We start from the raw sequence: 25444 nt of genomic DNA, 5'->3' as shown, positions 1-25444 counted from the left end.
CGCGGAGCTACTGCCCGGGCCGGGTCCGCGGGCCGACCGGCGCCGCCGTCCGCTCCGCCGCGTGCCGGCGGTTCTCGCAGACCGCGGTCCAGGCGTTCAGCCGGGCCTGCCGCCGTCCGGGGGCCAGCAGGACGCGGTCCGCGAGCCGGATCGCGGCGCCGATGGTGGTACGGGTGGTACGCATGTCGGGTACTCCCTCGCCGAGCCTCGCCAAGCCTGGGACCAGTCTCGGCCGCCGGTGTGACGGGCCGATGACGGCACCGTCAAAGGCTGATGAAACCGTTCTGCAGACCCGGTTCCGCCTCGGCGCCCCGCCGGCTCCCCGGCGTTCCCCCGAACAGCCGTGGGGCCCGGCGAACCGGGCCCCACGTCGGCGTTCCGCCGGGACTCACACCGCGGTGGCGCGCTCGCGGTGCTCCAGTGCCTGCCGGTACAGCCGCCCGGCGCGGTACGAGGATCGGACCAGCGGCCCGGACATCACTCCCGCGAAGCCGAGCTCCTCGGCCTCCTGCTGCAGCTCCACGAACTCCTGCGGCTTCACCCAGCGCTCCACGGGGTGGTGGCGCACCGACGGCCGCAGGTACTGGGTGATGGTGATCAGCTCGCAGCCGGCCCCGACCAGGTCGGCCAGCGCCTGGCTGACCTCCTCGCGGGTCTCGCCCATGCCCAGGATCAGGTTCGACTTGGTCACCAGCCCGGCCGCCCGGGCCTGCGTGATGACGTCCAGCGAGCGCTCGTAGCGGAACGCCGGGCGGATCCGCTTGAAGATCCGCGGCACCGTCTCGACGTTGTGCGCCAGCACCTCGGGACGCGAGGAGAAGACCTCGGCCAGCTGCTCCGGGACCGCGTTGAAGTCCGGGATCAGCAGCTCGACGCCGGTCCGGCCGGCCTCGCGCCCGGCCGTCATGGCGTGCACCTGGCGGACCGTCTCGGCGTACAGCCAGGCCCCGCCGTCCGGCAGGTCGTCGCGGGCGACGCCGGTGATCGTGGCGTAGTTCAGGTCCATGGTGACGATGGACTCGGCGACCCGGCGCGGCTCGTCGCGGTCGAAGTCGGCCGGCTTGCCGGTGTCGATCTGGCAGAAGTCACAGCGCCGGGTGCACTGGTCGCCGCCGATCAGGAAGGTCGCCTCGCGATCCTCCCAGCACTCGAAGATGTTGGGGCAGCCGGCCTCCTGGCAGACCGTGTGCAGCCCCTCCTTCTTCACCAGCGACTGAAGGGCGTTGTACTCCGGACCCATCTTCGCGCGGGTCTTGATCCACTCCGGCTTCCGCTCGATGGGGGTCTCGCTGTTGCGGACCTCCAGGCGGAGCAGCTTCCTGCCGTCGGGGGCGACAGCGGACACGAGCGACTCCTAGAACTAGACGGGGTACCCCCAGGGTACGCCTCTGCTTGTACGGTTTCCGCCCGGCGCGGGCCCCGCAATCGCAGGGCAACCGCCGCGGCGGCATGATGATTCCCGACTCAGCGGGCCAGGACGCTCAGCGGGCCGCCGCGGCCGGGGCCGCCGCGGGCGCGACCCGGGCCGGCGCGGGCTCCGGCAGCTCGGCGAGGACCGCCGCCAGGTGCCGCTGCACCACCGGCGCCGCCTCGCCCACCGGGATCTGCCGCCCCGCCTCGCCGGAGAGCGAGCCGACCCCGGCGTCCCGGATGCCGCACGGGATGATCCGGTCGAACCAGGTCATGTCCGGGTTGCAGTTGAGCGCGAAGCCGTGCATCGTCACGCCGCGCGCGACCCGCACCCCGATCGCCGCCAGCTTGCGGTCGTCCCCTCGCTGCCCGGCGTTGGACGGCGCGTACTCCGGGCCGGCCAGCCGCGGGTCGATGCCGAGCGGCAGGCCGAGCCGCAGCGTCAGCTTGCCGATGTCGACCACCTTGGCCGGGTCCGGCTGCGCGTCCGGCAGCTCCTGGCCCAGCACCCACACCCCGCTGCGCCCCTCGATCCGGCTGGTGCCGACCCCGAACTCGGCGCAGGCCCGGATCAGTGCCTCCTCCAGCCGCCGCACGTAGGCGACCACGTCCATCGGCTCGGGCAGCTTGACGATCGGGTAGCCGACCAGCTGCCCCGGCCCGTGCCAGGTGCCCTCGCCGCCGCGGTTGACCTGCACCACCGGGGTGTCGTCCAGCGGCAGGTCCTCGGGCTTGGTGCGCTTGCCGGCGGTGAAGACCGGCTGGTGCTCCAGCAGTAGAACGGTGTCGGGGATCTCGTCGGCCATCCGCAGCGCGTGCAGTCGCTGCTGTTCCTCCCAGGCCTCCTGGTACGGCACGGCGCGCTCGCCTATGCCCATCGTCACGAACCGTACGTTCTCGCTCACCACTGCTCCTTGCCGGGCGTTGCGACCAACCTCGCCACTGTACGCCCGTGCGGTCGGTTGCCCGAGAGCAGCCGTCACGCGGCCCGCGCGAGACGTCGGAAAGCCTCTCTCCGCCTCAAACCCCGCAGGCCGCACCTTCCCCACAACGGGCGCGCCTGCTTCACCCGTTCGGAGGATTGCCCGCCCAGATCCACCCATAGCGTCAGAATGCTCGCTACATTCACGCCGATTCCCGACAGGGGGCGTCGTGCAAGGCACCGGGGGGCTGGAGCTGCCGGTGCGGCGTCCGAGAGGTGTTGACTGACATGCCCCAACGGCCTGCAACCGACAGCCCGGCCTACGACCCGCTCGACCCGCTCGGCCCGGACGAACCCGCGGCCGAGCGCCCGCTGCCGGCCGCCTCCCTGCCCGGAGATCCTCGGGACGAACCCGAGGAGGCGGCCGCCCCCGGCCGGGTCCCGCCCGCCCGCACCCAGAACCCGCTGCTCGCCGAGCTGATCGAGGAGGCCGGCTTCTCGCACGCCGGGCTGGCCCGCCGGGTCGACCAGCTGGGTCTGGAACACGGCCTCGACCTGCGGTACGACAAGACCTCGGTGACCCGCTGGCTGCGCGGCCAGCAGCCGCGCGGGGCCACCCCGGCGCTGATCGCCGAGGTCTTCACCCGCAGGCTCGGCCGCCGGCTCTCGGCCCAGGACATCGGCCTGGACGCCTGCGGGCCGGTCTACGCCGGGCTGGAGTTCGCCGAGACGCCGCAGGAGGCGGTGGACATCGTCGCCAGCATGTGGCGCAAGGACACCGGCCCGCAGTCCGAGCTGCGCCGGATCGCCTTCACGCCGGCCGGGCTGGTGGTGCCCAGCCGGGACTGGCTGATCGGGCGCAGCGACGAGCAGGTCGCCCGGGACGGCTCCACCGGCATCTTCGTCTCCGGCCCGGCCGGACCGCTGGCCGGTCTGGACGCCTCGCCGGACCCGGGGGACCAGCCGCTGCCACGCGGTTCGGCGCCCCGCCCGGCGCCGCCCGGCCGGGTGCCCTCGCAGGGCCGCCGGCCGCTGGTCTCGACCGCCCGGACGGCCCCGCTGCCCGCGCCACCCGGACCGGCCGGCGAGGGCGCCGCCCGGGGCCAGCAACGGCCCGGACTGCGGGTCGGCCGCGGGGACATCGCCGCGGTGCGGGCGGTCGGCGACCTCTTCCGGGCGCTCGACCAGGCCTACGGCGGCGGCCACGCCCGTCAGGCGCTGGTGCGCTACCTGGAGAGCGAGGCCGAGCCGATGCTCCGCGGGCGCTACGGCGAGCAGATCGGCCGGGCGCTGTTCGCCGCCGTCGCCGACCTCACCAGACTCGCCGGCTGGACGTCCTTCGACATCGCCGCGCACGGGCTGGCCCAGCGCTACTTCGTGCAGGCGCTGCGGCTCTCGCAGGCGGCCGGCGACCGGGTGCTCGGCGGCTACGTGCTGATCACCATGAGCCAGCAGGCGGTCCACCTCGGGCACGGCCGGGAGGCGGTGCAGCTGGCCCGGGTGGCCCAGCAGGGCGTGGGTACGGGGGCCCCGGCCGTGGTGCAGGCGCTGATGCACGCGGCCGAGGCCCGCGGGCACGGGATACTGGGCGACGTGCGCTCCTGCACCGCCGCCCTGGTGCGCTCCGAGCGGGCCCTCGCGCTCTCCCGCAGCGGTGACGAACTCCCTTCCTGGGCACGGTACTTCGACGAGGCGCAGCTGGCCGAGGAGTTCGCCCACTGCTACCGCGACCTGCAGCAGTGGCGGCCGGCCGCGCAGCACGCGGAGAAGTCGCTGCGGCTGCGCTCGGCCGCGTACGCGCGCAGCCGGGTGTTCTGCCGGATGGTGCTGGCCGCCTCCCGGCTGGGCATGGGTGACCTGGACGAGGCCTGCGCGATGGCCAGCGAGGCGCTCCGGGCGGCGGGGGAGATGCGCTCCGCCCGCACGGTGGAGTACCTGCGCGACTTCCACCGCCGGCTCGCGCCGTACCGGGGCAGCCCGGTCGCCCGGGCCTTCGAGGAGGCGGCGCGGCAGGCGGGCGCGATCTGAGGCGGTGACGTGGGGCCGGGCCGCCGCCCGGCCCCACGCGCTTCCGTCGACCGGGCCCCGACGGCGACTCAGGCCGCCGCGCGGGCCTCCGGTAGCCCGTCCCGGGCCACCCCCAGGTCGCGCAGCACCGCCTCGGCCGCCCGCCGGCCGGACACCAGCGCGCCCCGCGCACTGCTGGTGTCCCGGTGGTCCCCGCAGACGTACAGCCCGGCCAGCACCCGCACCGGGCGGCGGAAGTTGTGCGGCGGCGGCATCGCGGGCAGTGCGTCCGGCAGGTGACGCACGCTCAGGAAGTCCCACTCCCGGGCGGACACCCCGTACAGCTCGGTCAGCCGGGACCGGACCGCCGGCTCCAGCCCGGCCGGCCCGCCGGCGTCGAAGCCGCGCCGTCCGAGCACGGTGGTGGCCACCAGCGAGCGACCGGCCGGGGCGTACGACTCGTGCACCTCGCTGAGCACCAGCGAGTGCGAGACCGGCGCGGCGCCGCCGGTCCGGTCGGCGTCCAGCAGTAGCGCGGCCTCGCCCAGCGGGGCGGGCCCGGTGGCGTGGTAGTAGGTCGTCACCGGGTGGAACTCGGGCAGCCGCAGGCCGGGCAGCAGCTCGGCGGCCGACCGGGCGTCGGTGGCCAGCACCACCGCGCGGGCCCGGACCGGCCCGTGCCCCGCGGTCCGCACGCCCTCCGCGCCGATCGCGGTCACCCGGACGCCGAGCCGGACGGTGCCCGGCGGCAGCGCCCCGGCCATCCGGGCGGGGACGGTGCCGGCCCCGGCGGCGGGCAGGCAGAGCCCGTCCCGGGCGTATTCGCGCAGTGCCAGATCGGCCACCCGGCTGCTGGTGCCCAGCGCCGGGTCGCTCAGCAGGGCGGTGAGCAGTGGGCGCAGGAAGCCGTCCACCACCCGTGGCGAGTGGCCGCGCTCGACCAGCGCCCGGGCCGTCGTGGTCTCCGGGCGGGCCAGCAGCCGGGGGACGGGGGTGGTGGCGAGCCGGTTCAGGGTGGCCGCCAGCCGGGCCTTGTCGAGCGCGCCGCCGCGCGGGGGGCGGCCGGCCGGGGGTCGGCCGGGCGGCTGCGGCGGGCCGCCGACCCGGTGCCGGCGGCCGGCGCTGTGCACCAGCACGCCGGGGGCCAGCGGGCACAGCTCCAGCCCGGCCAGGTCCAGCCGGTGGACCAGCTCCGGGAAGCCGGTGTTCAGCAGCTGGCCGCCGTGGTCCAGCCGGTAGCCGTCCACCTGGTGCCCGGCTATCCGGCCGCCGATCCGCTCGGTGGCCTCCAGTACCTGGACGTCCAGGCCGGCGCCGCAGAGCGCGTGGGCGGCGGCCAGACCGGCCAGCCCGGCGCCGACCACGACCACGTCGGGGTCGGCGGAGCGGGTGCGGCGGGCGATGTCATGTGGGGTCACGGACGAACTCCCTCCCTGGTCCCGGAGCTCCGGGCCGGCGGACGGCTACGGGGTGCCGGGACGGTCAGAACAGGTGATGCCCAGTCAGAACCGTGTTCAGGCAAGGGTGTTCGAATCGGATCCAGGGGCGCACACCCCGTCGGTGGCACGTCCCGGGGGCACGCCCGGGCGCTGTGCGCCGTCCTGTGCGCCCCCGCGCCCGCCCGTTCGCTCCCCGGTGCCGCTCCCACCCGTCCCAGCCGCCTCCGGCGCTCCTCAGAGCGCCGCCCGCACCGCCGAGAGGACGTCCGGATGAGCGAACTGGAACCCGGCCCTCAGCAGCTTCTCCGGCACCACCCGGTGGCTGCCGACCACCTCCACCGCCATCTCGCCGAGCGCCAGGCGCAGCACCGCCTCCGGCACCGGGAACGGCGTGGGCCGGCCGAGCACCTTGCCCATCGCCGCGGTGAGCTCCTCGTTGGTCGCCGGCGAGGGCGCGGTCAGGTTGACCGGCCCGCGCAGCTCCTCCTCGTCGATCAGGAACCGCAGCGCCGCCACCTGGTCGACCAGCGAGATGAAACTCCAGTACTGCCGGCCGGAACCGAGCCGGCCGCCCAGCCCGAGCCGGAACAGCGGGAAGAGCCGGCCACCCGCGCCGCCCGCGGCCGAGAGCACCAGGCCGGTGCGCGGGTGCACCACCCGGATCCCCGCCTCGGCGGCCGGCCGGGCCGCGCCCTCCCAGTCCACGCAGACCCGGGCCAGGAAGTCGTCCCCGGCCGGCGCCGTCTCGTCGATCAGCCGGTCGCCGGTCTGGCCGTAGAAGCCCACGGCCGAGCCGCTGACCAGCACGGCCGGCGGCTTCTCGGCGGCGGCCAGCGCGGTGGCCAGGGCCCGGGTGCCGAATACCCGGCTGTCCCGGATCTCCTGCTTGTACCGGGTGGTCCAGCGGCGGTCGCCGACCCCGGCGCCGGCCAGGTGCACCACCGCCTCGGTGCCGGCCAGCCCGGCGCGGTCCACCTCCCCGAGCGCCGGATTCCAGCCGACCCCGACCGAGCCGTCGGGGTGCGGGCCGGTCGCGCTGCGGTGCCGGACCAGCCGGACCACCTGGTGGCCGTCGGCCAGCAGCGAGCGGACAAGGGCGGAGCCGATCAGGCCCGAGGAACCGGTGACAGCGATGCGCATGCGGCCATCCTGGCAGCACGGCCGGTCCGGGCGGCCCCCGGGCCGACCCACACCGGCGGCGTGTCGCGGTCGGTGCGGGCCTGCTGACGGTCCGTCGGCCGGGCGGACCGGGTCGCTCCGCCGTCGGGTGGGACCGGTACGGTACGGCCGTGAACAACTCGACCCCCGCCGGCTGGTACCCCGACCGTGACCAGGGCGCGGGCGTCGGTGCGGGCGTCGGCGGCGGCCGGGAGCGGTACTGGGACGGCACCGCCTGGACGCCGCGGAGCCGGCCGGCCGGGGGAGCGTCCGGGGCCGCGGCACCGGTGCCGGTGCGGCGGACCGGGCCGTCCCAGGTCTCCGACGCCTCGCCCGCGTACGGGCACCCGGCCGTTCCCGCGCCGGACGTCACGCCGGGCGCCGGTTACGGGTTCCCGCACCTCCCCGGGCCCGCCGGGTACCGCTTTCCGCCGCCGCCCGTGCCGGTACCCGTGCCCGGCTTCCCGCCGCCGTTCGGTGCCCCCCACCCCGCGCCGCAGGCCGGCCCGCGCCGCCGGGTCGGCCTGATCGCGGCGGTCGCGGCGGGCGCGCTGACCGTGACGGCCGTCCTGGTGGTCGGCACGGCGGTGCTGTTGGAGGGCGCCCACCAGGCGGCGGGCGGGCGTCCGGCCGCGGCCGCGCCGACCCCGTCGGCGCCTGCCGTGTCGGCGGCGTCCGCCGTGCCGAGCCTCCCGGAGCCGGACGGCACGGACGGCACGGTGCAGGACGCCCTGCACGGCTGGACCGTGCCCGTGCCGGTCGGCTGGACCTCCGCCCGCCAGGCCGGCGACCCCGCCGTCCAGCTGGTCACCGGCCGCTACGACTGCACCGACCCGAACGGCTGCTACCACGGCACCTTCACCATCGACAGCAGCCCGGCCACCGGCCCGGACGCCCGCTCGGTGGCCGAGGACGCGACGCGGACGGGCGCCGCCCAGCACTACGGCGACCGGACCTCGCAGCAGGAGCTGGCCGCCGGCCAGGCCACCGTGGCGGGGATCGCCGGCTACTCGGTGCACTGGCAGGTGACCCCGCAGGACGGCTCCGGTCCCGGCGGCTTCGTCACGGTGGTCGCCGTCCCGGACGGCATCGGCGGCTACACCACCCTGGTCGGCACGGTCGACAACGCCCCGAACGCCCCGGCCCCGGCCGTCCTCGACCAACTCCTGCTCGGCATCCGCCCCACCGCGCCGCGCAGCGGCATCTGATCCCGGGGACGGTGGGAGCGCCGGTCCGGGCCCCGGGAGGCCTACCGTCCGTACTGCTCCCAGAGGCGGGGGAATCGTTTCGCCATCATCCGCTCGTCGTTGAAGTCGAACGACTGGCCGGCCGGCTGCCGCGGTTGCCGGGTGCCCAGGTCGGGCAACGGCAGCCCGGTGAGCTGCTCGTGCGCCTCGTCGGCGGCGTAGCCGAAGTCCTCGGCGTCGCCGTCCTCCTCCTCGTCGAAGTCGGGCACCAGCTCGGCCAGCGCGTCCGGGTCGTGCACCGCGCCCTCGAAGACCTCCCGGCCCTGCGCGATCAGCCAGCAGCGGAAGAAGTCGAAGCCGTCCTCCGACGCGCCGCCGAGCAGCAGGTGGGCGGCACCCCACAACTCCCACGTGTAGGCGCGCTGGAAGCGCGCCTCGAACAGCCGGGCGAAGTCGATCACCTCATCGGGCGTCAGCTGGGCGAGCCGGTCGACCAGCAGGTCGGCCTGGTCGTCCGGGTCGCCCTCGGCGGCGTCCCGGGTCTCGTCGATGAGCTGCCAGAAGTCGGTCTCGTACATCACCGCTCCAGCATCCCCGTTAGCCGGCGCAAATGCACTGCGGCTGCGCCGCGCGGCACGGGCCCGCGCCGCCGGTTCGGGTGAACGCGGAACGCCGGACCGCTGCCGGGCACGACCGAGCCCCGGTCCGTACGGGACGGACCGGGGCTCGGACGGAACTACGAACTACGCCTTACAGGCCGAGGTCGCCCTCGAACGCGCCCTCTTCCAGGCGGGCCTTGACGGTGCCCAGGAAGCGGGCCGCGTCGGCGCCGTCGACGATCCGGTGGTCGTAGGACAGGGCCAGGAAGACCATGTCGCGGATCGCGATCGTCTCGCCCAGGTCCGGGTGGTTGACGACGACCGGGCGGCGCACGGTGGCGCCGATGCCCAGCATGCCGACCTGCGGCTGGTTGAGGATCGGGGTGTCGAACAGCGCGCCGCGCGAACCGGTGTTGGTCACCGTGAAGGTGCCGCCGGCCAGCTCGTCGGGCTTGAGGCCACCGTCGCGGGTGCGGGCCGCCAGGTCGGCGACCTTCTTCGCGATACCGGCGATGTTGAGGTCGCCGGCGCCGTGGATCACCGGGACGAAGAGGCCCTTCTCGGTGTCCACCGCGATGCCGACGTTCTCAACGTCGTGGTAGGTGATGGTGTCGTCGTCGTTCACCCGGGCGTTGACGATCGGGTGGACCTTGAGCGCCTCGGTGGCGGCCTTGATGAAGAACGGCATCGGCGAGAGCTTGACGCCCTCGCGCTGCTGGAAGCCGGCCTTCGCCTTGGCGCGCAGCTGCATGATGCGCGTGACGTCGACCTCGACCACGGTGGTCAGCTGGGCCGACACCTTGAGCGACTCGACCATGTGCTTGGCGATGGCCTTGCGGACGCGGGTCATCGGCACGGTCTGGCCGCGCAGCGGGGACGGGGTCACCGGGGCGGCGGCCTTGGCGGCAGCGGGAGCGGCGACCGGGGCAGCGGCAGCCAGTCGAGCCGCAGCGGCCTCGGCGGCGGCGATGACGTCCTGCTTGCGGATCCGGCCGCCGACACCCGAGCCGGTGACGGAGCTCAGCGCGACGCCCTGCTCGGCGGCGAGCTTGCGGACCAGCGGGGTGACGTAGGCGTCACCGGCGTCGGCCACCGGGGCGGCGGCCGGAGCAGCCGGGGCGGCGACCGGAGCCGGAGCAGCCGGGGCGGCGACCGGCGCGGGGGCCGGGGCAGCCGGGGTAACCGGAGCGGCCGGGGCCGGAGCGGCGGGGGCGACCGGAGCAGCCGGGGCAACCGGAGCGGCCGGGGCCGGGGCGGCCACCGGGGCCGGAGCGGCGGCCGGGGCCGGAGCGGCGGCAACCGGGGCCGGGGCGGCGGCAACCGCACCCGCGGCACCGATCAGCGCGAGCTGAGCGCCGACCTCGGCGGTCTCGTCCTCGCCGACCAGGATCTTCACCAGCACACCGGCGACCGGCGACGGGATCTCGGTGTCGACCTTGTCGGTCGAGACCTCCAGCAGCGGCTCGTCGACCTCGACGGTCTCACCCTCGGCCTTGAGCCAGCGGGTGACGGTGCCCTCGGCGACCGACTCGCCCAGCGCCGGGAGCAGCACCGGGGTGGCGTCCCCAGCCGGAGCGGCCGGGGCGGCAGCGGCGGGGGCGGCAGCGGCCGGAGCCGGCGCCGCGGGGGCAGCGACCACCGGCGCCGGAGCGGCCGGAGCCTCGGCCACCGGGGCCGGGGCAGCGGCGGCGGCCGGGGCGGCAGCCGCGACCGGGGCGCCCGAGCCGTCGTCGATGATCGCCAGCTCGGCGCCCACCTCGACGGTCTCGTCCTCGCCGACCTTGATCGCGGCCAGGATGCCGGAGGCCGGCGCGGGGATTTCGGTGTCCACCTTGTCCGTGGAGACCTCGAGCAGCGGCTCGTCGGCCTCCACCCGCTCACCCTCGGCCTTGAGCCAACGGGTGACAGTGCCCTCGGACACGCTCTCGCCCAGTGCGGGCAGCGTTACTGAGACCGCCATGGTTTCAGCGACTCCTATCAAGTCTTGCGTTCAGGAAGTTCAGGAAGGGGGAAGGTCGGGCGCGCTCAGTCGTGCGCGTGCAGCGGCTTGCCGGCCAGCGCCAGGTGCGCCTCGCCGAGCGCCTCGGACTGGGTCGGGTGCGCGTGGATGAGCTGCGCGACCTCGGCGGGCAGCGCCTCCCAGTTGTAGATCAGCTGCGCCTCGCCGACCTGCTCGCCCATCCGGGCGCCGACCATGTGGACACCCACGACGGCGCCGTCCTTGACCTGGACGAGCTTGATCTCGCCGGAGGTCTTGAGGATCTTGCTCTTGCCGTTGCCGGCGAGGTTGTACTTGAGGGTGACGACCTTGTCCTTGCCGTACACCTCGATGGCCTTGGCCTCGCTGATGCCGACCGAGGCGACCTCGGGGTTGGAGTAGGTCACCCGCGGCACGCCGTCGTAGTCGATCGGCACGGCCTTGAGGCCGGCCAGCCGCTCGGCCACCAGGATGCCCTCGGCGAAGCCGACGTGCGCCAGCTGCAGGGTCGGGACGAGGTCACCGACGGCCGAGATGGTGGGCACGTTGGTGCGCATGTACTCGTCGACCAGGACGTAGCCGCGGTCCATCGCGACCCCGGCCTCCTCGTAGCCCAGACCCTGCGAGACCGGGCCGCGGCCGATGGCGACCAGCAGCAGGTCGGCGTCGATCTGCTTGCCGTTCTCGGTGGAGACCCGGACGCCGTTCTCGGTGTACTCGACGCCGGAGAAGCGGGCCTTGAGCTCGAACTTGATGCCACGCTTGCGGAAGGCGCGCTCCAGCAGCTTGGAGGAGTTCTCGTCCTCCAGCGGGACCAGGTGCGGCAGGGCCTCGACGATGGTGACGTCGACGCCGAAGGACTTCCAGACCGAGGCGAACTCGACACCGATCACGCCACCGCCGAGGATGACGGCGGACTGCGGGACGCGGTCGAGCTTGAGGGCGTGGTCGGAGGAGATGATCCGGTCGCCGTCGATGGTCAGGCCGGGCAGCGACTTCGGCACCGAGCCGGTGGCGAGGACGATGTGGCGGCCCTCGACGCGCTGGCCGTTGACGTCCACCGAGGTCTGCGAGGAGAGCCGGCCCTCGCCCTGGATGTAGTGGACCTTGCGGGAGGCGACCAGGCCCTGCAGGCCCTTGTACAGGCCCGAGACCACGTCGTCCTTGTACTTGTGGACGCCCTTGATGTCGATGCCCTGGAAGGTGGCGAGCACGCCGAACTCGGCGGCCTCGCGGGTCTCGTCGGCGACCTCGGCGGCGTGCAGCAGCGCCTTGGTGGGGATGCAACCCCGGTGCAGGCAGGTGCCGCCCAGCTCGCCCTTCTCGATCAGGGCCACGCTCAGACCCAGCTGAGCGGCGCGGAGCGCCGCGGCGTAACCGCCGCTTCCGCCTCCGAGAATGACTACGTCGAAAACGGTGCTGGCGTCGTTCGCCACGTCACGTCCTCCATGCCATGGGGTGTGGATCGTCCGGGCCGGTGCTGGTCCGGTGTTCGGGAAGCCCTTGTGGGGTGCCCAGTCGTACCGGAAATACATCTTCGCACTTGTTCGCGGCGACTGATGTCCGGGTCCACCCTGCGGGGGGTCCGGGACGGCTCCGGGTGACCCGGTGCCGGCCCTCCGGCGGCCGGTCTGCGCAGGTCAGGGCCGGTCGTTTCGGGCCTGCGGGGTGTGCTGGACGGAACAGGAGCGGAGCGGATTCCACCCTGTGGAACAAAGTTTCGCCCGAGGCGAACAGGAATCCTGGGCCCGGTTGACCACTACCAGCTGGTAACCGGAAGGGTCGGACGAAACGCCGGTAGGGGCCCGCGCCGGAGCGCGGGGCCCTACCGGGGACCGGGGAGCGGGACTCAGCCCTGCGCGGTCTCCTCCGCCAGCTGCACCAGGGTGCGCACCGCGCTGCCCGTGCCGCCCTTGGGGGTGTAGCCGTACGGGGCGCTCTCGTGGAAGGCCGGGCCGGCGATGTCCAGGTGCGCCCAGTCGATGCCGTCCGCCACGAACTCCTTCAGGAACAGGCCGGCCACCAGACCGCCGCCCATCCGCTCGCCCATGTTGGCCAGGTCGGCCACCGGCGAGTCCATGCCCTTGCGCAGCTCGGCGGGGAGCGGCATCGGCCAGGACTGCTCGCCGGCACGCTGCGCGGTCGCGTGCAGCTTCTCGCGGTAGGCGTCGGTGCCGGCCATCACGCCGAAGGTGCGGGTGCCCAGCGCCAGCACCATCGCGCCGGTCAGGGTGGCCACGTCGACGATCGCGTCCGGCTTCTCCTCGCCGGCCCGGACGATCGCGTCGGCCAGCACCAGGCGGCCCTCGGCGTCCGTGTTGAGCACCTCGACGGTCTTGCCGCCGTACATCCGCAGCACGTCGCCCGGGCGGGTGGCGCTGCCGGACGGCATGTTCTCGGCCAGCGCCAGCCAGCCGGTGACGTTGACGGCCAGGCCCAGCCGCTTGGCGGCGACCACGGCGGCGAAGACCGCGGCGGCACCGGACATGTCGCACTTCATGGTCTCGTTGTGGCCGGCCGGCTTGAGCGAGATGCCGCCCGAGTCGTAGGTGATGCCCTTGCCGACGAAGGCCAGGGTGGCCTTGGCCTTCGGGTGGGTGTAGGCGATCTTCACCAGCCGGGGCGGGTTGTCCGAGCCGTTGCCGACGCCCAGGATGCCGCCGAAGCCGCCCTTGGCCAGCGCCTTCTCGTCCAGCACCTCGACCTTGAGGCCGTGCTCCTTGCCGACGCCCTGCGCGATGGTGGCGAAGGCCTTCGGGTGCAGGTCGTTCGGCGGGGTGTTGATCAGGTCGCGGGCGCGGTTCATCTCCTCGGCGAGGACGACCGCGCGCTCGGCGGCGGCCTTGGCGTCCTTGCTGCCCTTGCGCGGGGCCAGCACGGTCAGCTCGCCGACCGCGCCCTTGCCGTTCTCGGCGGTGCGGTACGCCGTGAACTCGTACGCGCCGAGCAGACCGCCCAGCGCGACCGCCTCGACCTCGGCGGGCGACTCGGCCGGCAGCGCCAGACCGGCCTTCTTGGCGCCGGCCAGGGTGCGCGCGGCGACACCGGCCGCCCGGCGCAGCGCCTCCAGCGGGTAGCCGTCCTCGGCGGCCTCGCCGAGACCCACCGCCAGCACGAAGCCGGCCTTCAGCCCGGCCGGGGCCGGCAGCTTGACGGCCTCTCCCTCGCCGCCGGTCGCGCCCAGCGTGCTGAGGACGTCCGCCAGCTTGCCCTCGAACGCCTCGGCCACGGCCTCGGCGCCGGAGGTCACCACCAGGCCCTTGGGCCCCTTCGCCACGCCGATGACGAGCGCGTCCGCGCGCAGCGCGGCGGCGGAGGAGGTGCTCACAGACAATGCAGTCACGTAATTGCGTCCTGTTCTTTCGCGTTCTTTCGCGGTCCACAGCCGGGAATGCGGCATGGCTACAGCCCAAGCATGCTCCGCCGAAAGGCGCAGGGCTACGGTGCTCCCCGCATGGTAGTCCGCATAGTGGGATCCCGCGTCCCCCGGTCCGCCCACCGGATTTCAGGGCCCCACGGCAAGGCAGAACAGGCAGGCGGTCGCCGCGGTCTCCGCCATCGCGCCCAACACGTCTCCGGTGACTCCGCCGAACCGGCGGACACAGCGGCGCAGCAGCAGCCCGGCGGTCAGCTGGCCGACCGTCAGGGCCAGTGCGTAGCGCGGGTGGTGGCCGAGCGCGGCGAGGGCGAGCGCGGCGAGCGCGGTGCCGGCGAGCGCGCCGACGGGGGGGACCGTGCCGGCCACCATGGCGCCCAGGCCACCCGGCCGGGCAGCCGGCACCGAGCGCAGGCAACCCCAGCCGAGCGCGCACCGCCCAGCCACCGCCGCGGTCAGCACCGCGAGCGCGCCGCGCCCTGCCGAATGGCCGAACTGCTGGGCCAGGCAGGCGATCTGAGCGGCCAGCAGGAGCACCAGGGTAAGCACCCCGAACGGCCCGATGTCCGACTGCTTCATGATCCGCAGCGCGTCCTCGGCCGGCTTGCCGCTGCCCAGCCCGTCGGCCACGTCGGCCAGGCCGTCCAGGTGTAGTCCGCGGGTGAGGCCGGCCAGCGCGGCGAGCGCGGTGACGGCCCCGAGCAGCGGCCCGCCGCGCCAGGCGGCCAGCGCGCCCAGGCCGGCCGCCAGGGCGCCCAGTACCAGCCCGACCAACGGCGCGACCAGCATCGCCCGGCCGGCCGAGGCGCGGTCCCAGCGCTCGACCCGGACCCGCAGGACGGACAGCGTGCCGAAGGCGAACCGCAGGCCGTGCACCCGGCTCAGGCCTCGCCGAGCAGTTCCAGCGCGGTGGGCAGCCGCGGCGGCTCCTTGGGCGCGGTCGGCTGGGCGGGGGTGAACGGGTCCACGGCCAGCGCGTCCGAGGCCGCCTGCAACAGCGGCAGCGCCAGCAGCGCGCCGATGCCCTCGCCGGTGGTGATCTTCTCCTCGTGCAGCGGGGTGAGGGTCAGCCGGTCGTACGCCTTGGTCAGTGCCGGCTCCCCGGTCGGCGCCGCGGCCCGCCACCACTCCGGCGCCCGGAACGAGATCCGCTGCGCCACCAGCGCGCAGGCGGCCGCGACGACGCCGTCCAGCACGACCGGCAGCTTGCGCACCGCGGCCTGCAACAGGAAGCCGGTGATCGCCGCGAACTGCGCGCCACCGGTGGCCGCCAGCAGCGCCAGCTGGTCGCCGAGCACCGGCCGGGCCCGCCGCAGCGCGTCCCGGATCGCCGCGCACTTGACCATCCAGACCTGGTCGTCGATCCCCGAGCCGCGCCCGCAGACCGCCGCCGCGTCCGTCCCGCACAGCGCGCCGACCAGCACCGCGGCCACCGCGGTCGAGCCGACCCCGAGGTCGCCCAGGAGCACCAGGTCGGTGCCCAGGTCGGCCTCGTCGTCGGCGATCGCCATCCCGGTCGCGAAGGCGGCGGTGGCCTCGGCCAGGCTGACCGCCTCCTCGACGTCGATCCGCCCGGAGCCGCGCCGGATCCGGTGCTGGACGACCTCGGCGGGGAACTGCCCCGGGTCCGCGTCGACCGCCACGTCGATCACCCGCAGCTCGGCACCGAACCGCCGGGCCAGCTTGGCGACCGGTGCGCTGCCGTTCAGCACGGCGTGCACCCGGCGGGCGGTGCCGCCCCGCGCGGGCAGCCGGGAGACGCCCAGCGAGGCCACGCCGTGGTCACCCGCGAACAGCACCACCTTGGGTGAACTCAGCGCGCGCAGCGGCGACCGGCCCTGAACGGCCGCCAGCCAGCTGCCGTACTCCTCCAACCGCCCGAACCCGCCACGCGGTTGATCCAGTTCGAGCCAGCGCTCCGAAGCCGCGCGGCGGGCGTCGTCGTCGGGGCGCTCCACGAGCGAGGCGAACGTGTCGAGATCCACGGTGGTGTCCATCGCTCGGAAGGTTACCAATCCGGCTCGCCGGGAGCGGGGCCGGTGCGGGAGACTTCTCCACTGTGACCTTTCCTCCGCCGCCGTCCGGCGCACCCGGCCAGCCCCCGTTCCCGCCGTCCATGCCGCCCGAGGGGGCCGGCGCCCCGGTCTACGGATATCCGCAGTCGACCCCGCCGTACGGTCAGTCGGCCGCGACCCCGCCGCCCGGCTACGGCTTTCCGGCGGCGCCGGCCGCCGGGCAGCAGCTGGTGACCTTCGGGGACATCGCGGTGACCACCACCGGGATCGTCACCCCGGCGGGCACCTTCCCCTTGCAGGGCGCGGTCTGGACGGTCACCGACCTCTCCCGCACCGAGGAGCGGATCGCACCGGCCGGCATCGTGCTGGCCATCGTCTTCTTCCTGTTCTGCCTGATCGGCCTGCTCTTCCTGCTGATGAAGGAGCGTCGCACGGTCGGCCACCTGCAGATCACGGTCAGCAGCGGGGGGCGGTTCCACTCCACCTCGATCCCGGTGAGCTCGCCCGAGCAGGTCGCGGATCTGATGAACCGGGTCAACTACGCCCGCAGCGTCTCCGTCTGACGCCTCGACGACGGGCCGTCAGTCCGGCCGGCCGGTGTCCCGGATCGCCAGCACCTGGCCGGCCACCACCAGCAGCACCCGCTCCGACTCGTCGGCGAGCGCCATGTTGAGCCGGCCCAGCGCGTCCCGGAACCGCCGACCGGCCGCGGTGGCGGGCACCACGCCCATCCCCACCTCGTTGCTGACCGCGATCACCCGGCGTCCGGTCAGTCGCCAGGCCTCGGCCAGCTCCGCGCAGTGCCGGGCCACCTCGGCCTCGGCGCCGGCCGCCCAGGCGGCGTCGTCCCAGGCGTCGGCCCGGTCCATCACGGCGGTCAGCCAGAGCGCCAGGCAGTCGACCAGTACCGGCGCCGGGTCGTCCCGGTCGGCCAGCACCGCCACCAGGTCGCAGGTCTCCGCGGTGCGCCAGCCGGCCGGACGGCGCTCGCGGTGCAGCGCGACCCGCTGCGCCCACTCCGCGTCGTCCGGGCGGCTGCCGCCGGTGGCGACGTAGAGGACGTCGGCGTGGTCGAGCAGCAGCTGCTCGGCCCGGGTCGACTTGCCGGACCGTGCGCCACCGAGGATCAGGGTGCGTGCCATGCGCACATCCTGCCGGACGGGGTTGACCGCCCCCGCGGTGGGCAGCCTGACCCCTGCGCGCCGCGCGATAGCCTGCGCGGACGGGCGTCGAGAGGGCGCGAGCGAACCACAGGGAGGAGCCGGGCATGGTGTGGACGTGGCGGTACGAGGCGGCGGACGGAACGGTCATCACCCCGGCCGCGGGCACCGAGGAGTTCGCCGGTCAGAGCGACGCGGAGTCCTGGATCGGCGAGTCCTGGAAGCAGCTGCTGGCCGACGGGGTCGAGCGGGTCACCCTGCTCGAGGACGAGCAGAAGATCTACACGATGAGCCTGAGCGAGAGCTGAGGCGGCGGACCCGATCCGCCGCACCTGGTGGGCCCCGCTACTTGGCGCCCACCAGGTGCAGCAGCCCGGCGACCCGCCGGTACGGGTCCTCGCGGCCGGCCCGTTCCTCGGCGTCCAGCAGCTGGGCGAGCTGGCGGCCGTCCACCGGCAGTGGGGCGTGGTCGGCGGCGGCGTCGGTGAAGACCCGCACGCCGTACCAGTTCCGCAGCGGGACGGCGACCTCGGTGAGCGTGGTGGCCAGGTCGGTCAGCCGGTCGGCGCGCGCGGTCAGGCCGAGCCGGTCGGCGTAGTGGTCGGTGTCGAAGGCCTGCAGCGCGGCCCGCCAGTCACCGGTCAGACCGGCCCGCATGGCCAGCGCGTCCCGGTTGCGGGCGACCAGCGAGAGCAGCCCGCCGGAGGCCACCATCCGGGCCAGCGAGGCGATCAGCGGATCCGGGTCGGGCAGGTACATCAGCACGCCGTGGCAGAGCACCAGGTCGAAGCTGCCGGGCCGGAACCAGCGGCCGCACTGGTGCCCGTCGCCGCTCAGTAGCCGGACCCGCTCGCGCACCTCCGGCGGCTCGGCGGCCAGCGCGGCCTGTGCCGCGCCCAGCGTGACCGGGTCGGCGTCGAGCCCGGTGACCAGGTGGCCGGCCCGGGCCAGCCGCAGCGCTTGGACGGCCTGGCCGCAGCCGACGTCCAGCACCCGCAGCGCGCCGGCGCCCTGGAAGTGCGCGGTGAGCTGTTCGGCCAGCTGCCGGCCCACCAGCTCCTGCCGGACCACGTTGCGCAGCCCGTGCTGCCGGTCCAGCCAGGCCCCGGCGCCGCCGGCGAACGATCCGCCGCGGGCCGGCACCCGCTCGTGGCCGGCCCGCTCGTACGGCGACAGCTCGTACGGCGAACGGTCGTGGTCACCGTCCGGCTGTCCGGGCAGCGCGTACAGCCCGGATCCCTGGACGGCGCCGACCCCCTGGACGGTGGGCGACCAGTCGTACGGCAGCGGCTCGGCGGTCAGGGGCGCTCGCCCCGCTTCACCTGCGGCTTGGGCAGCCGCAGCCGGCGCATCTGGAGGATCCGCATCAGGCCGTAGCTCACCGCGCCACGGATGTTCTCGTTCGGGAAACGGGTGAGCAGCTGCTTGCGCAGGCCGAGGCCGAGGCGCAGGAAGTCGAGCACCACCATGATCAGGAAGACCAGGAAGAGCAGCGTGGAGAGCAGCTGCAGCGCCGGCACCCGGAGCACGCTGAGCACCAGGATCACCACGGCGACCGGCAGGAAGAACTCGGCCAGCGACCAGCGGGAGTCCACGTAGTCGCGGGCGAAGCGCCGCACCGGGCCCTTGTCGCGCGCGGGCAGGGCCCGCTCGTCACCGTTGAGCAGCGCCACCCGCTGCTTCTCGCGCTCGGCCCGCAGTCGCTCGCGGGACTGCTTGGCGGCCTCCTTGCGGTCCTTCGGCACGGTCACCCGGGTCCGCCGGTTGGCCTCGGCCTCGCTGCGCTTCGGCGTGGGACGGCCCTTCTTCGCCTGCGGGTCGCGGCTCGAGGGCGTTTCATCCTGCTCGGCCAGGGCGGTGGCGGAGGAGGGAGCATCATCTGAACGGCGTCGGAACACAGGACAAGCCTACGTGCTGGCGGGAGTGTCCCCGGAGGCCCGCAGGACGCAAACCCGTATCGATCTAGGGGTCGCACCCCGACCGGGTTCCACCTGCGGAATCCACCCCTGGGAGGAGGCCGGCGGCGGCAAGCCGTAGCAGGCTTGTTGCCACTAGGTGTACTGCGGTGATTGCCTCGCTGCACTTACACTCGCACTAGATTTGGTACGAGATAGAAACCGCAGGCCGGAGAAGGGGGCACCCGAGGCCCATGAGCGACGGAATCATGAAGCGTATGGGGCTGATCTTCCGCTCCAAGGCGAACAAGGCCTTGGACCGGGCGGAGGATCCGCGCGAGACGCTCGACTACTCGTACCAGAAGCAGCTCGAACTGCTGCAGAAGGTGCGCAGGGGCGTGGCGGACGTCGCCACCTCGCGCAAGCGCCTGGAGCTGCAGCTGACCCAGCTCCAGCAGCAGTCCGCCAAGTACGAGGACCAGGGCCGCAAGGCCCTCTCGCTCGGCCGTGAGGACCTGGCGCGCGAGGCGCTGACCCGCAAGTCGGCGATGCAGACCCAGATCAACGATCTGCAGGTGCAGTACCAGCAGCTGCAGGCCGAGGAGGAGAAGCTCACCCTCGCCTCCCAGCGGCTGCAGGCCAAGGTGGACGCGTTCCGCACCAAGAAGGAGACCATCAAGGCCACCTACACCGCCGCCCAGGCGCAGACCCGGATCGCGGAGTCCTTCTCCGGCATCTCCGAGGAGATGGGCGATGTCGGCCTGGCCATCCAGCGGGCCGAGGACAAGACCGCCCAGATGCAGGCCCGGGCCGGCGCGATCGACGAGCTGCTCGCCTCCGGTGCGCTGGACGACCCGAGCGGCATGCGCAAGGACGACATCGAGGCCGAGCTGGAGCGAGTGGCCGGCGGCAGCGACGTCGAGCTGGAACTCGCCCGGATGAAGGCCGAGCTCAGCGGTGGTTCCGCCGGCCCGGCCGCGATCGAGCAGGGCAACGGTGGTGGCGCCGCGCAGCAGGGGGGCCAGGCCCAGCAGGACACCCCGCCGCCCACCATCAACTACCACAAGTAACCAGCCCGCTTCGGATCGACAGCAGGGAGAAACGCCAGCATGATCATGCGGATCATGGGTGAGGGTCAGTTCCAGGTGGCGGACGAGCACCTGAACCGGCTGAACCAGCTCGACGACGAGCTGCTCACCGCTCTGGACGAGGGGGACGAGACGGCGTTCCGCAGCACGCTGGGCAATCTGCTCACGGCGGTCCGCGAGGTCGGTTCCCCGGTGCCGGTCGACTCCCTGGAGCCGTCCGACCTGATCCTGCCCACCGAGGACGCCACCATCGACGAGGTCCGCGCGCTGCTGCGGGCCGAGGGTGACGGGCTGATCCCCGGTATTCCCGAGTAGCACGGGCTCCGGCCGGACGTACGAAGGGGCGGCACCTCCCGAACGGGAGATGCCGCCCCTTCGTCGTGCCCCGCCCGGTTACGGCAGCGCCAGCATCCGGTCCAGCGCGGCCTTGGCGTACTTCTCGGTCTCCGGGTCGACCGTGATCACGTTGGGCACCCGGCCGTCCACCAGCGACTCCAGCGCCCAGACCAGGTGCGGCAGGTCGATCCGGTTCATCGTCGAGCAGAAGCAGACCGACCGGTCCAGGAAGACGATCTCCTTGTCCGGGTGCGCCTTGGCCAGCCGGCGGACCAGGTTGAGCTCGGTGCCGATGGCCCACTTGGAGCCGGGCTCGGCGGCGTCCAGCGCCTTGATGATGAACTCGGTCGAGCCCACCATGTCGGCGGCCGTGACCACCTCGTGCTTGCACTCGGGGTGCACCAGCACGGTGACGCCCGGGATCCGCCCGCGGACCTCGTTGACCGAGTCCAGCGAGAACCGGCCGTGGACCGAGCAGTGCCCGCGCCAGAGGATCATCTTGGCGTTCCGCAGCTGCTCGGCGGTCAGCCCGCCGTTCGGCTTGTGCGGGTTGTAGAGGACGCAGTCGTCCAGCGAGAAGCCCATCTCGCGCACCGCGGTGTTGCGGCCCAGGTGCTGGTCGGGCAGGAAGAGCACCTTCTGGCCCTGCTCGAAGGCCCACTCCAGGGCGCGCTTGGCGTTGGAGGAGGTGCAGATGGTGCCGCCGTGCTTGCCGGTGAAGGCCTTGATGTCGGCGGAGGAGTTCATGTACGAGACCGGCACGGTCACGTCGGCGACGCCGGCCTCGGTCAGCACGTCCCAGCACTCGGCGACCTGCTCGGCGGTGGCCATGTCGGCCATCGAGCAGCCGGCCGCGAGGTCGGGCAGCACGACCTGCTGGGCGTCGGTGGTCAGGATGTCCGCCGACTCGGCCATGAAGTGCACGCCGCAGAAGACGATGTACTCGGCCTCCGGTCGGGCCGCCGCGTCCCGGGCGAGCTTGAACGAGTCGCCGGTGACGTCGGCGAACTCGATGACCTCGTCGCGCTGGTAGTGGTGGCCGAGGATGAAGACCCGGTCACCGAGGGCGGCCTTGGCGGCGCGGGCGCGCTCGACCAGGTCCGGGTCGGAGGCGGGCGGCAGGTCGCCGGGGCACTCGACGCCGCGCTCGCTGTTCGGGTCGGCCTGCCGGCCGAGGAGCAGCAGTGCCAGCGGGGTCTGGCTCGGCTCGGTGAACTGCTGGGGGTCAACGGTGGTGGTCACGGGCGGGTGCCCTCCTGCTGCGGCCGGAGAGTCCCAGCCTTCTCGTCTATCTGACGCTATCTATCATAACGCGTTCGCGTCACTCTGACGATGGCCATCGCGTCGATGTGACGCGATCCGCTGGACTCCGTGGAGCGCGCGGTCGGCGCCGCGCGGCCGCGCGGATCGGCCGCCGGTCGGCGAGGCTGGTGCCATGAAGGCGATCGCGATCAGGCGGTACGGCGGCCCCGAGGTCGTCGAGTGCATGGAGCTGCCCGACCCCAAGGTCGGCCCCGACTCGGTGCTGGTGCGGGTGCGGGCGGCGGGGGTCAACCCGGTCGACTGGAAGATCCGGGAGGGCTGGCTGGACGGCGTGCTGGACGTCCACTTCCCACTGGTCATGGGGTGGGACGTGGCCGGGGTGGTGGAGCGGGTCGGTCCGGCCGTCACCGAGTTCCGGCCGGGCGACGCGGTGCTCGGCTACGTCCGCAAGGACGCGGTCCAGCACGGCACCTACGCCGAGCTGGTCTCCTGCCCGGTCCGCACGCTGGCCCACAAGCCCGCCGGGCTCGGCTGGGCACAGGCCGGCGGCCTGCCGCTGGCCGGCCTGACCGCCTACCAGAGCGTGGTCAAGGCGCTCCGGGTGCAGGCCGGCGAGACCGTGCTGGTGCACGCGGCGGCCGGCGGGGTCGGCAGCCTGGCGGTCCAGCTCGCGCTGGGCCTGGGCGCCCGGGTGATCGGCACGGCCGGCCCGCACAACCACGGGTACCTGCGCGAGCTGGGCGCCGAGCCGGTGCTCTACGGCCAGGGCCTGGTCGAGCGGGTCCGCGAGCTGGCGCCGCAGGGCGTGGACGCCGCGTTCGACGCGGTCGGCGGCGGCGCGGTGGCGGTCTCGCTCGACCTGGTGGCCGACCCCGGCCGGATCGCCTCGATCGCCGACGCCTCGGTCCGCGAGGCCGGCGGGCACTACGTCTTCGTCCGCCCGGACGCCGCCGATCTCGCCGTGCTGGCCGAGCTCGTCGAGACCGGCCGGCTCGCCCTCACGGTCGCCTCGACGTTCCGACTGGAGGACGCCTGCTCGGCGCAGCTGCTCAGTGCCGAGGGCCGGACCCGGGGCAAGATCGTCCTAACGGTGGACTGATCGTTCGACTTGGTGAGAATAGGGGCGGTAAACCCGAGAGACCCGAGCCCGAGTTCGATCAGTGGAGACCCGCACCGATGAGCACCAGCCGACCGCCGGAGACGGGCGGCGTCTCCCTCGACGAGACCGACCGACTGCTCCTGGCCCACCTGGGCCGTGACGGCCGGGCCTCGTACGCCGAGATCGGGCAGCTCGCCAACCTCTCGGCGACCGCCGTGCGGCGCCGGATCGACCGGCTGCGGGCCCGCGGGGTGGTGCGCGGCTTCACCGTGGTGCTCGACCCCGCCCTGCTGGGCTGGGAGACCGAGGCGTTCGTCGAGATCTACTGCCGCGAGCGCACCCCGCCGGAGGAGATCCTGGCCACCCTGCGGCAGTTCCCCGAGGTGGTGGCCGCCTGGACGGTCACCGGCGACCCGGACGCGCTGGTCCATCTGCGTGCCGCCGACACCCGCCACCTGGAGGCGGTGATCGAGCGGATCCGCAAGGAGCCGGGCGTCCAGCGGAGCCGCAGCTCAGTGGTGCTGTCACGGTTGATCGGCTGACGCAGGAATCCTGCGTGAAGAGCATCGAACACGCTCGAAAGCTGCCTGAATAGCCGCATTCAGACGCGCGGGCGCGGGGCGCTGCTGCCTACGCTGATCAGCAGTTTTCCAGCCGATCGAGAGGCCGCACCGTGACCGCAGCAGCGCACCGCATGCACCAGCCCGACAACGAACTGGTGGACCTGGTCTTCGGCTACATGCGCGAGCGCCTGCAGTACGACCCGGTCCCGCTCGACCACCCCGGCGACGGCGAGCACCTGCGCGGCCAGCTGGCCGGACTGCTGAACGAGCACGGCAACGCCCCGGCCGACGTGCTCAAGCTCTACGACCACGAGCTGTCCCGCGCGGTGATCTCCGCCGACAGCCCGCGCTACCTCTCGTTCATCCCGTGCGCCCCGACCAAGGCCGCGCTCCTCTTCGACATGGTGGTCTCCTGCGCCTCGCTGCAGGGCATCTCCTGGCTGGAGGCGGCCGGCGCGATCGCCGCCGAGAACCAGGTGCTGCGGCTGATAGCCGACCGGGCCGGGCTGCCCGCCACGGCCGGCGGCACCTTCGTCTCCGGCGGCTCGGCCGGCAACCTCTCCGCCCTGGTGGTGGCCCGCGACACCGCGCGCCGCAGGCTCGGGCTCGGCCCGGAGGCCCGGCTGCGGATCGCCGTCGCCGACCAGGTGCATTCCTCGGTCAAGAACACTTTCAACATCATCGGCGTGGAGGCCTTCAAGGTCCCCACCGTGGACCGCCGCTTCACCGGGCAGGCGCTGCGCGAGGCGCTGGCCGCCGACCCGCACCCGGAGACCGTGATCGCCGTCGTCGGCACCGCCGGCACCACCAACGAGGGCATCGTCGACGACCTGCAGGGCCTCTCCGAGGTCACCCGTGAGCGCGGCCTCTGGTTCCACGTGGACGGCGCGTACGGCGGCGCCGGCCTGTTCGCCCCCTCGATCCGGGCCCGTTACAACGGCATCGAGCACGCCGACTCGTTCGTCGTCGACCCGCACAAGTGGCTCTTCGCCCCCTTCGACTGCGCCGCGCTGATCTACCGAGACCCGCGGCTCGCCAAGGCCGTGCACACCCAGGACGCCTCCTACCTGGACGTGCTGCACCACGAGGGCGACGAGTGGAACCCCACCGACTACGCCTACCACCTGACCCGCCGGGCCCGCGGCCTGCCGCTCTGGTTCTCGCTGGCGGTGCACGGCACCCAGGCCTACACCGACGCCATCGAGGCCGGCCTCACGCTGGCCCGGGAGACCGCCGAGCTGATCCGGGAGACCGAGCACCTGGAGCTGCTGCACGACCCGCAGCTCTCCGCGGTCTGCTTCCGCCGCACCGGCTGGACCGAGCAGCAGTACTACGACTGGTCGCACCGGCTGCTCGCGGACCAGGTCGGCTTCGTCACCCCGACCGGCTGGGACGGCGAGACGGTCGCCCGGTTCGCCTTCCTGCACCCCGGCACCACCATGGAGATGGTCCGCGAGATCCTCGCCACCATGGCCTGAGGCCCGTCAGAGGAAGCCGCCGCTCGGCAGGTACGGGGTCGGCGGCTTCATCCCGTGCAGCGCCAGGTAGCCGTGGGTCTCCAGGGTCAGCCCGAGCTCCAGGCCGACGTCCACCGCCCACTCCTGCTCGGCGGTGGCGAACCGGACCAGCGCCTCGGTACCGGTGGGCACCCGGGCCAGCGCCTCGCGCAGCAGCCGGACCGCCAGCCGTTTGGAGGTGGCGGCGAGCAGCTTGACCTCGCCGCCCTGTCGGTAGCAGTAGCCGCTGCCGGCCAGGGTGTCGGCCACCAGCAGCTCGTCGTAGTGGGCCAGCATGAAGCGGTGGTCAGGGCCGTGGGGGGGGGGGGGGGGGGGGGGGGGGGGAGAGGGGGGGAGGGGGGGGGGGGGGGGGGGTGGGGGGGGGGGGGGGAGGGGCGCCCCTGGTCGATTTCACCCCGTACGCTTTTTTTTTGGCTGGGGTAGGTGGACTAA

At 73.9% G+C, this 25444-nt stretch carries 25 protein-coding genes; 9 read left to right on the top strand and 16 right to left on the bottom strand.

Features of this window, described 5'->3' with window-relative positions; translation table 11 throughout:
• Positions 1 to 7 precede the first annotated feature (7 nt).
• From ACZ38L_RS07780 to lipB, 3 genes are all read right to left on the bottom strand, one after another.
• Positions 8 to 184 (bottom strand): hypothetical protein, encoded by a 177-nt coding sequence (locus tag ACZ38L_RS07780; RefSeq protein ID WP_465690261.1) that lies wholly within the window; start codon positions 182 to 184, stop codon positions 8 to 10.
• 204 nt (positions 185 to 388) lie between these two features.
• The gene (gene lipA / locus ACZ38L_RS07775; RefSeq protein ID WP_465690259.1) at positions 389 to 1345 is read right to left on the bottom strand and encodes a lipoyl synthase; all 957 of its coding nucleotides are present in this window, start codon (positions 1343 to 1345) and stop codon (positions 389 to 391) included.
• Between the two features lie 136 nt (positions 1346 to 1481).
• Positions 1482 to 2288 (bottom strand): lipoyl(octanoyl) transferase LipB, encoded by an 807-nt coding sequence (gene lipB / locus ACZ38L_RS07770; RefSeq protein ID WP_465690315.1) that lies wholly within the window; start codon positions 2286 to 2288, stop codon positions 1482 to 1484.
• 332 nt (positions 2289 to 2620) lie between these two features.
• On the opposite strand from lipB, the gene ACZ38L_RS07765 reads away from it, so the two are divergent.
• Positions 2621 to 4360, top strand: a complete 1740-nt coding sequence (locus ACZ38L_RS07765) for a regulator (RefSeq protein WP_465690257.1) — start codon at positions 2621 to 2623, stop codon at positions 4358 to 4360.
• A 68-nt stretch (positions 4361 to 4428) separates the two neighbouring features.
• Here ACZ38L_RS07765 and ACZ38L_RS07760 read toward each other — a convergent pair whose 3' ends face one another.
• A complete protein-coding gene (locus ACZ38L_RS07760) occupies positions 4429 to 5757 on the bottom strand; it encodes an NAD(P)/FAD-dependent oxidoreductase (RefSeq protein ID WP_465690255.1) in 1329 nt (442 codons plus the stop codon).
• Positions 5758 to 6012: 255 nt separating this feature from the next.
• On the bottom strand, positions 6013 to 6918 hold the full coding sequence (locus ACZ38L_RS07755) for a TIGR01777 family oxidoreductase (protein ID WP_465690253.1): 906 nt from the start codon (positions 6916 to 6918) through the stop codon (positions 6013 to 6015).
• Positions 6919 to 7067: 149 nt separating this feature from the next.
• Between ACZ38L_RS07755 and ACZ38L_RS07750 the strand changes: the two genes are divergently transcribed.
• A complete protein-coding gene (locus ACZ38L_RS07750; protein WP_465690251.1) occupies positions 7068 to 8144 on the top strand; it encodes a hypothetical protein in 1077 nt (358 codons plus the stop codon).
• Positions 8145 to 8185: 41 nt separating this feature from the next.
• On the opposite strand, the gene ACZ38L_RS07745 is transcribed toward ACZ38L_RS07750, so the two are convergent.
• The 6 genes from ACZ38L_RS07745 to ACZ38L_RS07720 all read right to left on the bottom strand — a co-directional run bounded on the left by ACZ38L_RS07745 (position 8186) and on the right by ACZ38L_RS07720 (position 16073).
• Positions 8186 to 8701 carry a DUF4240 domain-containing protein gene (locus tag ACZ38L_RS07745; RefSeq protein ID WP_465690249.1) on the bottom strand — a complete coding sequence of 172 codons (516 nt, stop codon included), beginning with the start codon at positions 8699 to 8701 and terminating at the stop codon, positions 8186 to 8188.
• A 172-nt stretch (positions 8702 to 8873) separates the two neighbouring features.
• Positions 8874 to 10682 carry a 2-oxoglutarate dehydrogenase, E2 component, dihydrolipoamide succinyltransferase gene (gene sucB, locus ACZ38L_RS07740; RefSeq protein WP_465690247.1) on the bottom strand — a complete coding sequence of 603 codons (1809 nt, stop codon included), beginning with the start codon at positions 10680 to 10682 and terminating at the stop codon, positions 8874 to 8876.
• Between the two features lie 65 nt (positions 10683 to 10747).
• Complete coding sequence (gene lpdA / locus ACZ38L_RS07735; RefSeq protein WP_396561750.1) at positions 10748 to 12136, bottom strand: dihydrolipoyl dehydrogenase; 1389 nt, start codon at positions 12134 to 12136, stop codon at positions 10748 to 10750.
• Between the two features lie 413 nt (positions 12137 to 12549).
• Positions 12550 to 14043: a leucyl aminopeptidase gene (locus tag ACZ38L_RS07730; RefSeq protein WP_465690245.1), complete on the bottom strand. Its 1494-nt coding sequence runs from the start codon at positions 14041 to 14043 to the stop codon at positions 12550 to 12552.
• Between the two features lie 162 nt (positions 14044 to 14205).
• Positions 14206 to 14952 (bottom strand): adenosylcobinamide-GDP ribazoletransferase, encoded by a 747-nt coding sequence (locus ACZ38L_RS07725; protein WP_465690243.1) that lies wholly within the window; start codon positions 14950 to 14952, stop codon positions 14206 to 14208.
• Between the two features lie 5 nt (positions 14953 to 14957).
• A complete protein-coding gene (locus ACZ38L_RS07720; protein WP_465690241.1) occupies positions 14958 to 16073 on the bottom strand; it encodes a nicotinate-nucleotide--dimethylbenzimidazole phosphoribosyltransferase in 1116 nt (371 codons plus the stop codon).
• A gap of 119 nt (positions 16074 to 16192) precedes the next feature.
• Between ACZ38L_RS07720 and ACZ38L_RS07715 the strand changes: the two genes are divergently transcribed.
• Positions 16193 to 16654 (top strand): hypothetical protein, encoded by a 462-nt coding sequence (locus tag ACZ38L_RS07715; protein WP_465690313.1) that lies wholly within the window; start codon positions 16193 to 16195, stop codon positions 16652 to 16654.
• 18 nt (positions 16655 to 16672) lie between these two features.
• On the opposite strand, the gene cobU is transcribed toward ACZ38L_RS07715, so the two are convergent.
• Positions 16673 to 17233: a bifunctional adenosylcobinamide kinase/adenosylcobinamide-phosphate guanylyltransferase gene (cobU, locus tag ACZ38L_RS07710; protein ID WP_465690239.1), complete on the bottom strand. Its 561-nt coding sequence runs from the start codon at positions 17231 to 17233 to the stop codon at positions 16673 to 16675.
• A gap of 125 nt (positions 17234 to 17358) precedes the next feature.
• Between cobU and ACZ38L_RS07705 the strand changes: the two genes are divergently transcribed.
• The gene (locus ACZ38L_RS07705; protein ID WP_396561739.1) at positions 17359 to 17559 is read left to right on the top strand and encodes a hypothetical protein; all 201 of its coding nucleotides are present in this window, start codon (positions 17359 to 17361) and stop codon (positions 17557 to 17559) included.
• A 37-nt stretch (positions 17560 to 17596) separates the two neighbouring features.
• On the opposite strand, the gene ACZ38L_RS07700 is transcribed toward ACZ38L_RS07705, so the two are convergent.
• Both ACZ38L_RS07700 and ACZ38L_RS07695 read right to left on the bottom strand, forming a co-directional pair.
• Positions 17597 to 18394, bottom strand: a complete 798-nt coding sequence (locus ACZ38L_RS07700) for a methyltransferase domain-containing protein (protein ID WP_465690237.1) — start codon at positions 18392 to 18394, stop codon at positions 17597 to 17599.
• 155 nt (positions 18395 to 18549) lie between these two features.
• On the bottom strand, positions 18550 to 19149 hold the full coding sequence (locus ACZ38L_RS07695; protein ID WP_465690235.1) for a DUF3043 domain-containing protein: 600 nt from the start codon (positions 19147 to 19149) through the stop codon (positions 18550 to 18552).
• 251 nt (positions 19150 to 19400) lie between these two features.
• On the opposite strand from ACZ38L_RS07695, the gene ACZ38L_RS07690 reads away from it, so the two are divergent.
• Together ACZ38L_RS07690 and pspAA are read left to right on the top strand one after the other, a co-directional pair.
• Entirely contained in the window at positions 19401 to 20216 is an 816-nt protein-coding gene (locus tag ACZ38L_RS07690) for a PspA/IM30 family protein (RefSeq protein WP_465690233.1), read from the top strand.
• Positions 20217 to 20255: 39 nt separating this feature from the next.
• Positions 20256 to 20549, top strand: coding sequence for a PspA-associated protein PspAA (pspAA, locus tag ACZ38L_RS07685; RefSeq protein ID WP_396561732.1), 294 nt, complete (start codon positions 20256 to 20258; stop codon positions 20547 to 20549).
• 78 nt (positions 20550 to 20627) lie between these two features.
• On the opposite strand, the gene nadA is transcribed toward pspAA, so the two are convergent.
• Positions 20628 to 21812: a quinolinate synthase NadA gene (gene nadA / locus ACZ38L_RS07680; RefSeq protein ID WP_465690230.1), complete on the bottom strand. Its 1185-nt coding sequence runs from the start codon at positions 21810 to 21812 to the stop codon at positions 20628 to 20630.
• Positions 21813 to 22005: 193 nt separating this feature from the next.
• On the opposite strand from nadA, the gene ACZ38L_RS07675 reads away from it, so the two are divergent.
• The 3 genes from ACZ38L_RS07675 to ACZ38L_RS07665 all read left to right on the top strand — a co-directional run bounded on the left by ACZ38L_RS07675 (position 22006) and on the right by ACZ38L_RS07665 (position 24973).
• On the top strand, positions 22006 to 22932 hold the full coding sequence (locus ACZ38L_RS07675) for an NADP-dependent oxidoreductase (RefSeq protein ID WP_465690228.1): 927 nt from the start codon (positions 22006 to 22008) through the stop codon (positions 22930 to 22932).
• Between the two features lie 77 nt (positions 22933 to 23009).
• Complete coding sequence (locus ACZ38L_RS07670) at positions 23010 to 23474, top strand: Lrp/AsnC family transcriptional regulator (protein WP_465690226.1); 465 nt, start codon at positions 23010 to 23012, stop codon at positions 23472 to 23474.
• 152 nt (positions 23475 to 23626) lie between these two features.
• Positions 23627 to 24973, top strand: coding sequence for a pyridoxal phosphate-dependent decarboxylase family protein (locus ACZ38L_RS07665; RefSeq protein ID WP_465690224.1), 1347 nt, complete (start codon positions 23627 to 23629; stop codon positions 24971 to 24973).
• 6 nt (positions 24974 to 24979) lie between these two features.
• On the opposite strand, the gene ACZ38L_RS07660 is transcribed toward ACZ38L_RS07665, so the two are convergent.
• The gene (locus ACZ38L_RS07660; protein WP_465690222.1) at positions 24980 to 25288 is read right to left on the bottom strand and encodes a hypothetical protein; all 309 of its coding nucleotides are present in this window, start codon (positions 25286 to 25288) and stop codon (positions 24980 to 24982) included.
• Positions 25289 to 25444: the final 156 nt, after the last annotated feature.

The sequence above is a fragment of the Kitasatospora sp. NPDC024654 genome, from assembly GCF_055559155.1.
The sequence above is the reverse complement of the archived record's forward strand: the minus strand, read 5'-3'. Positions and strand labels throughout refer to the sequence as shown.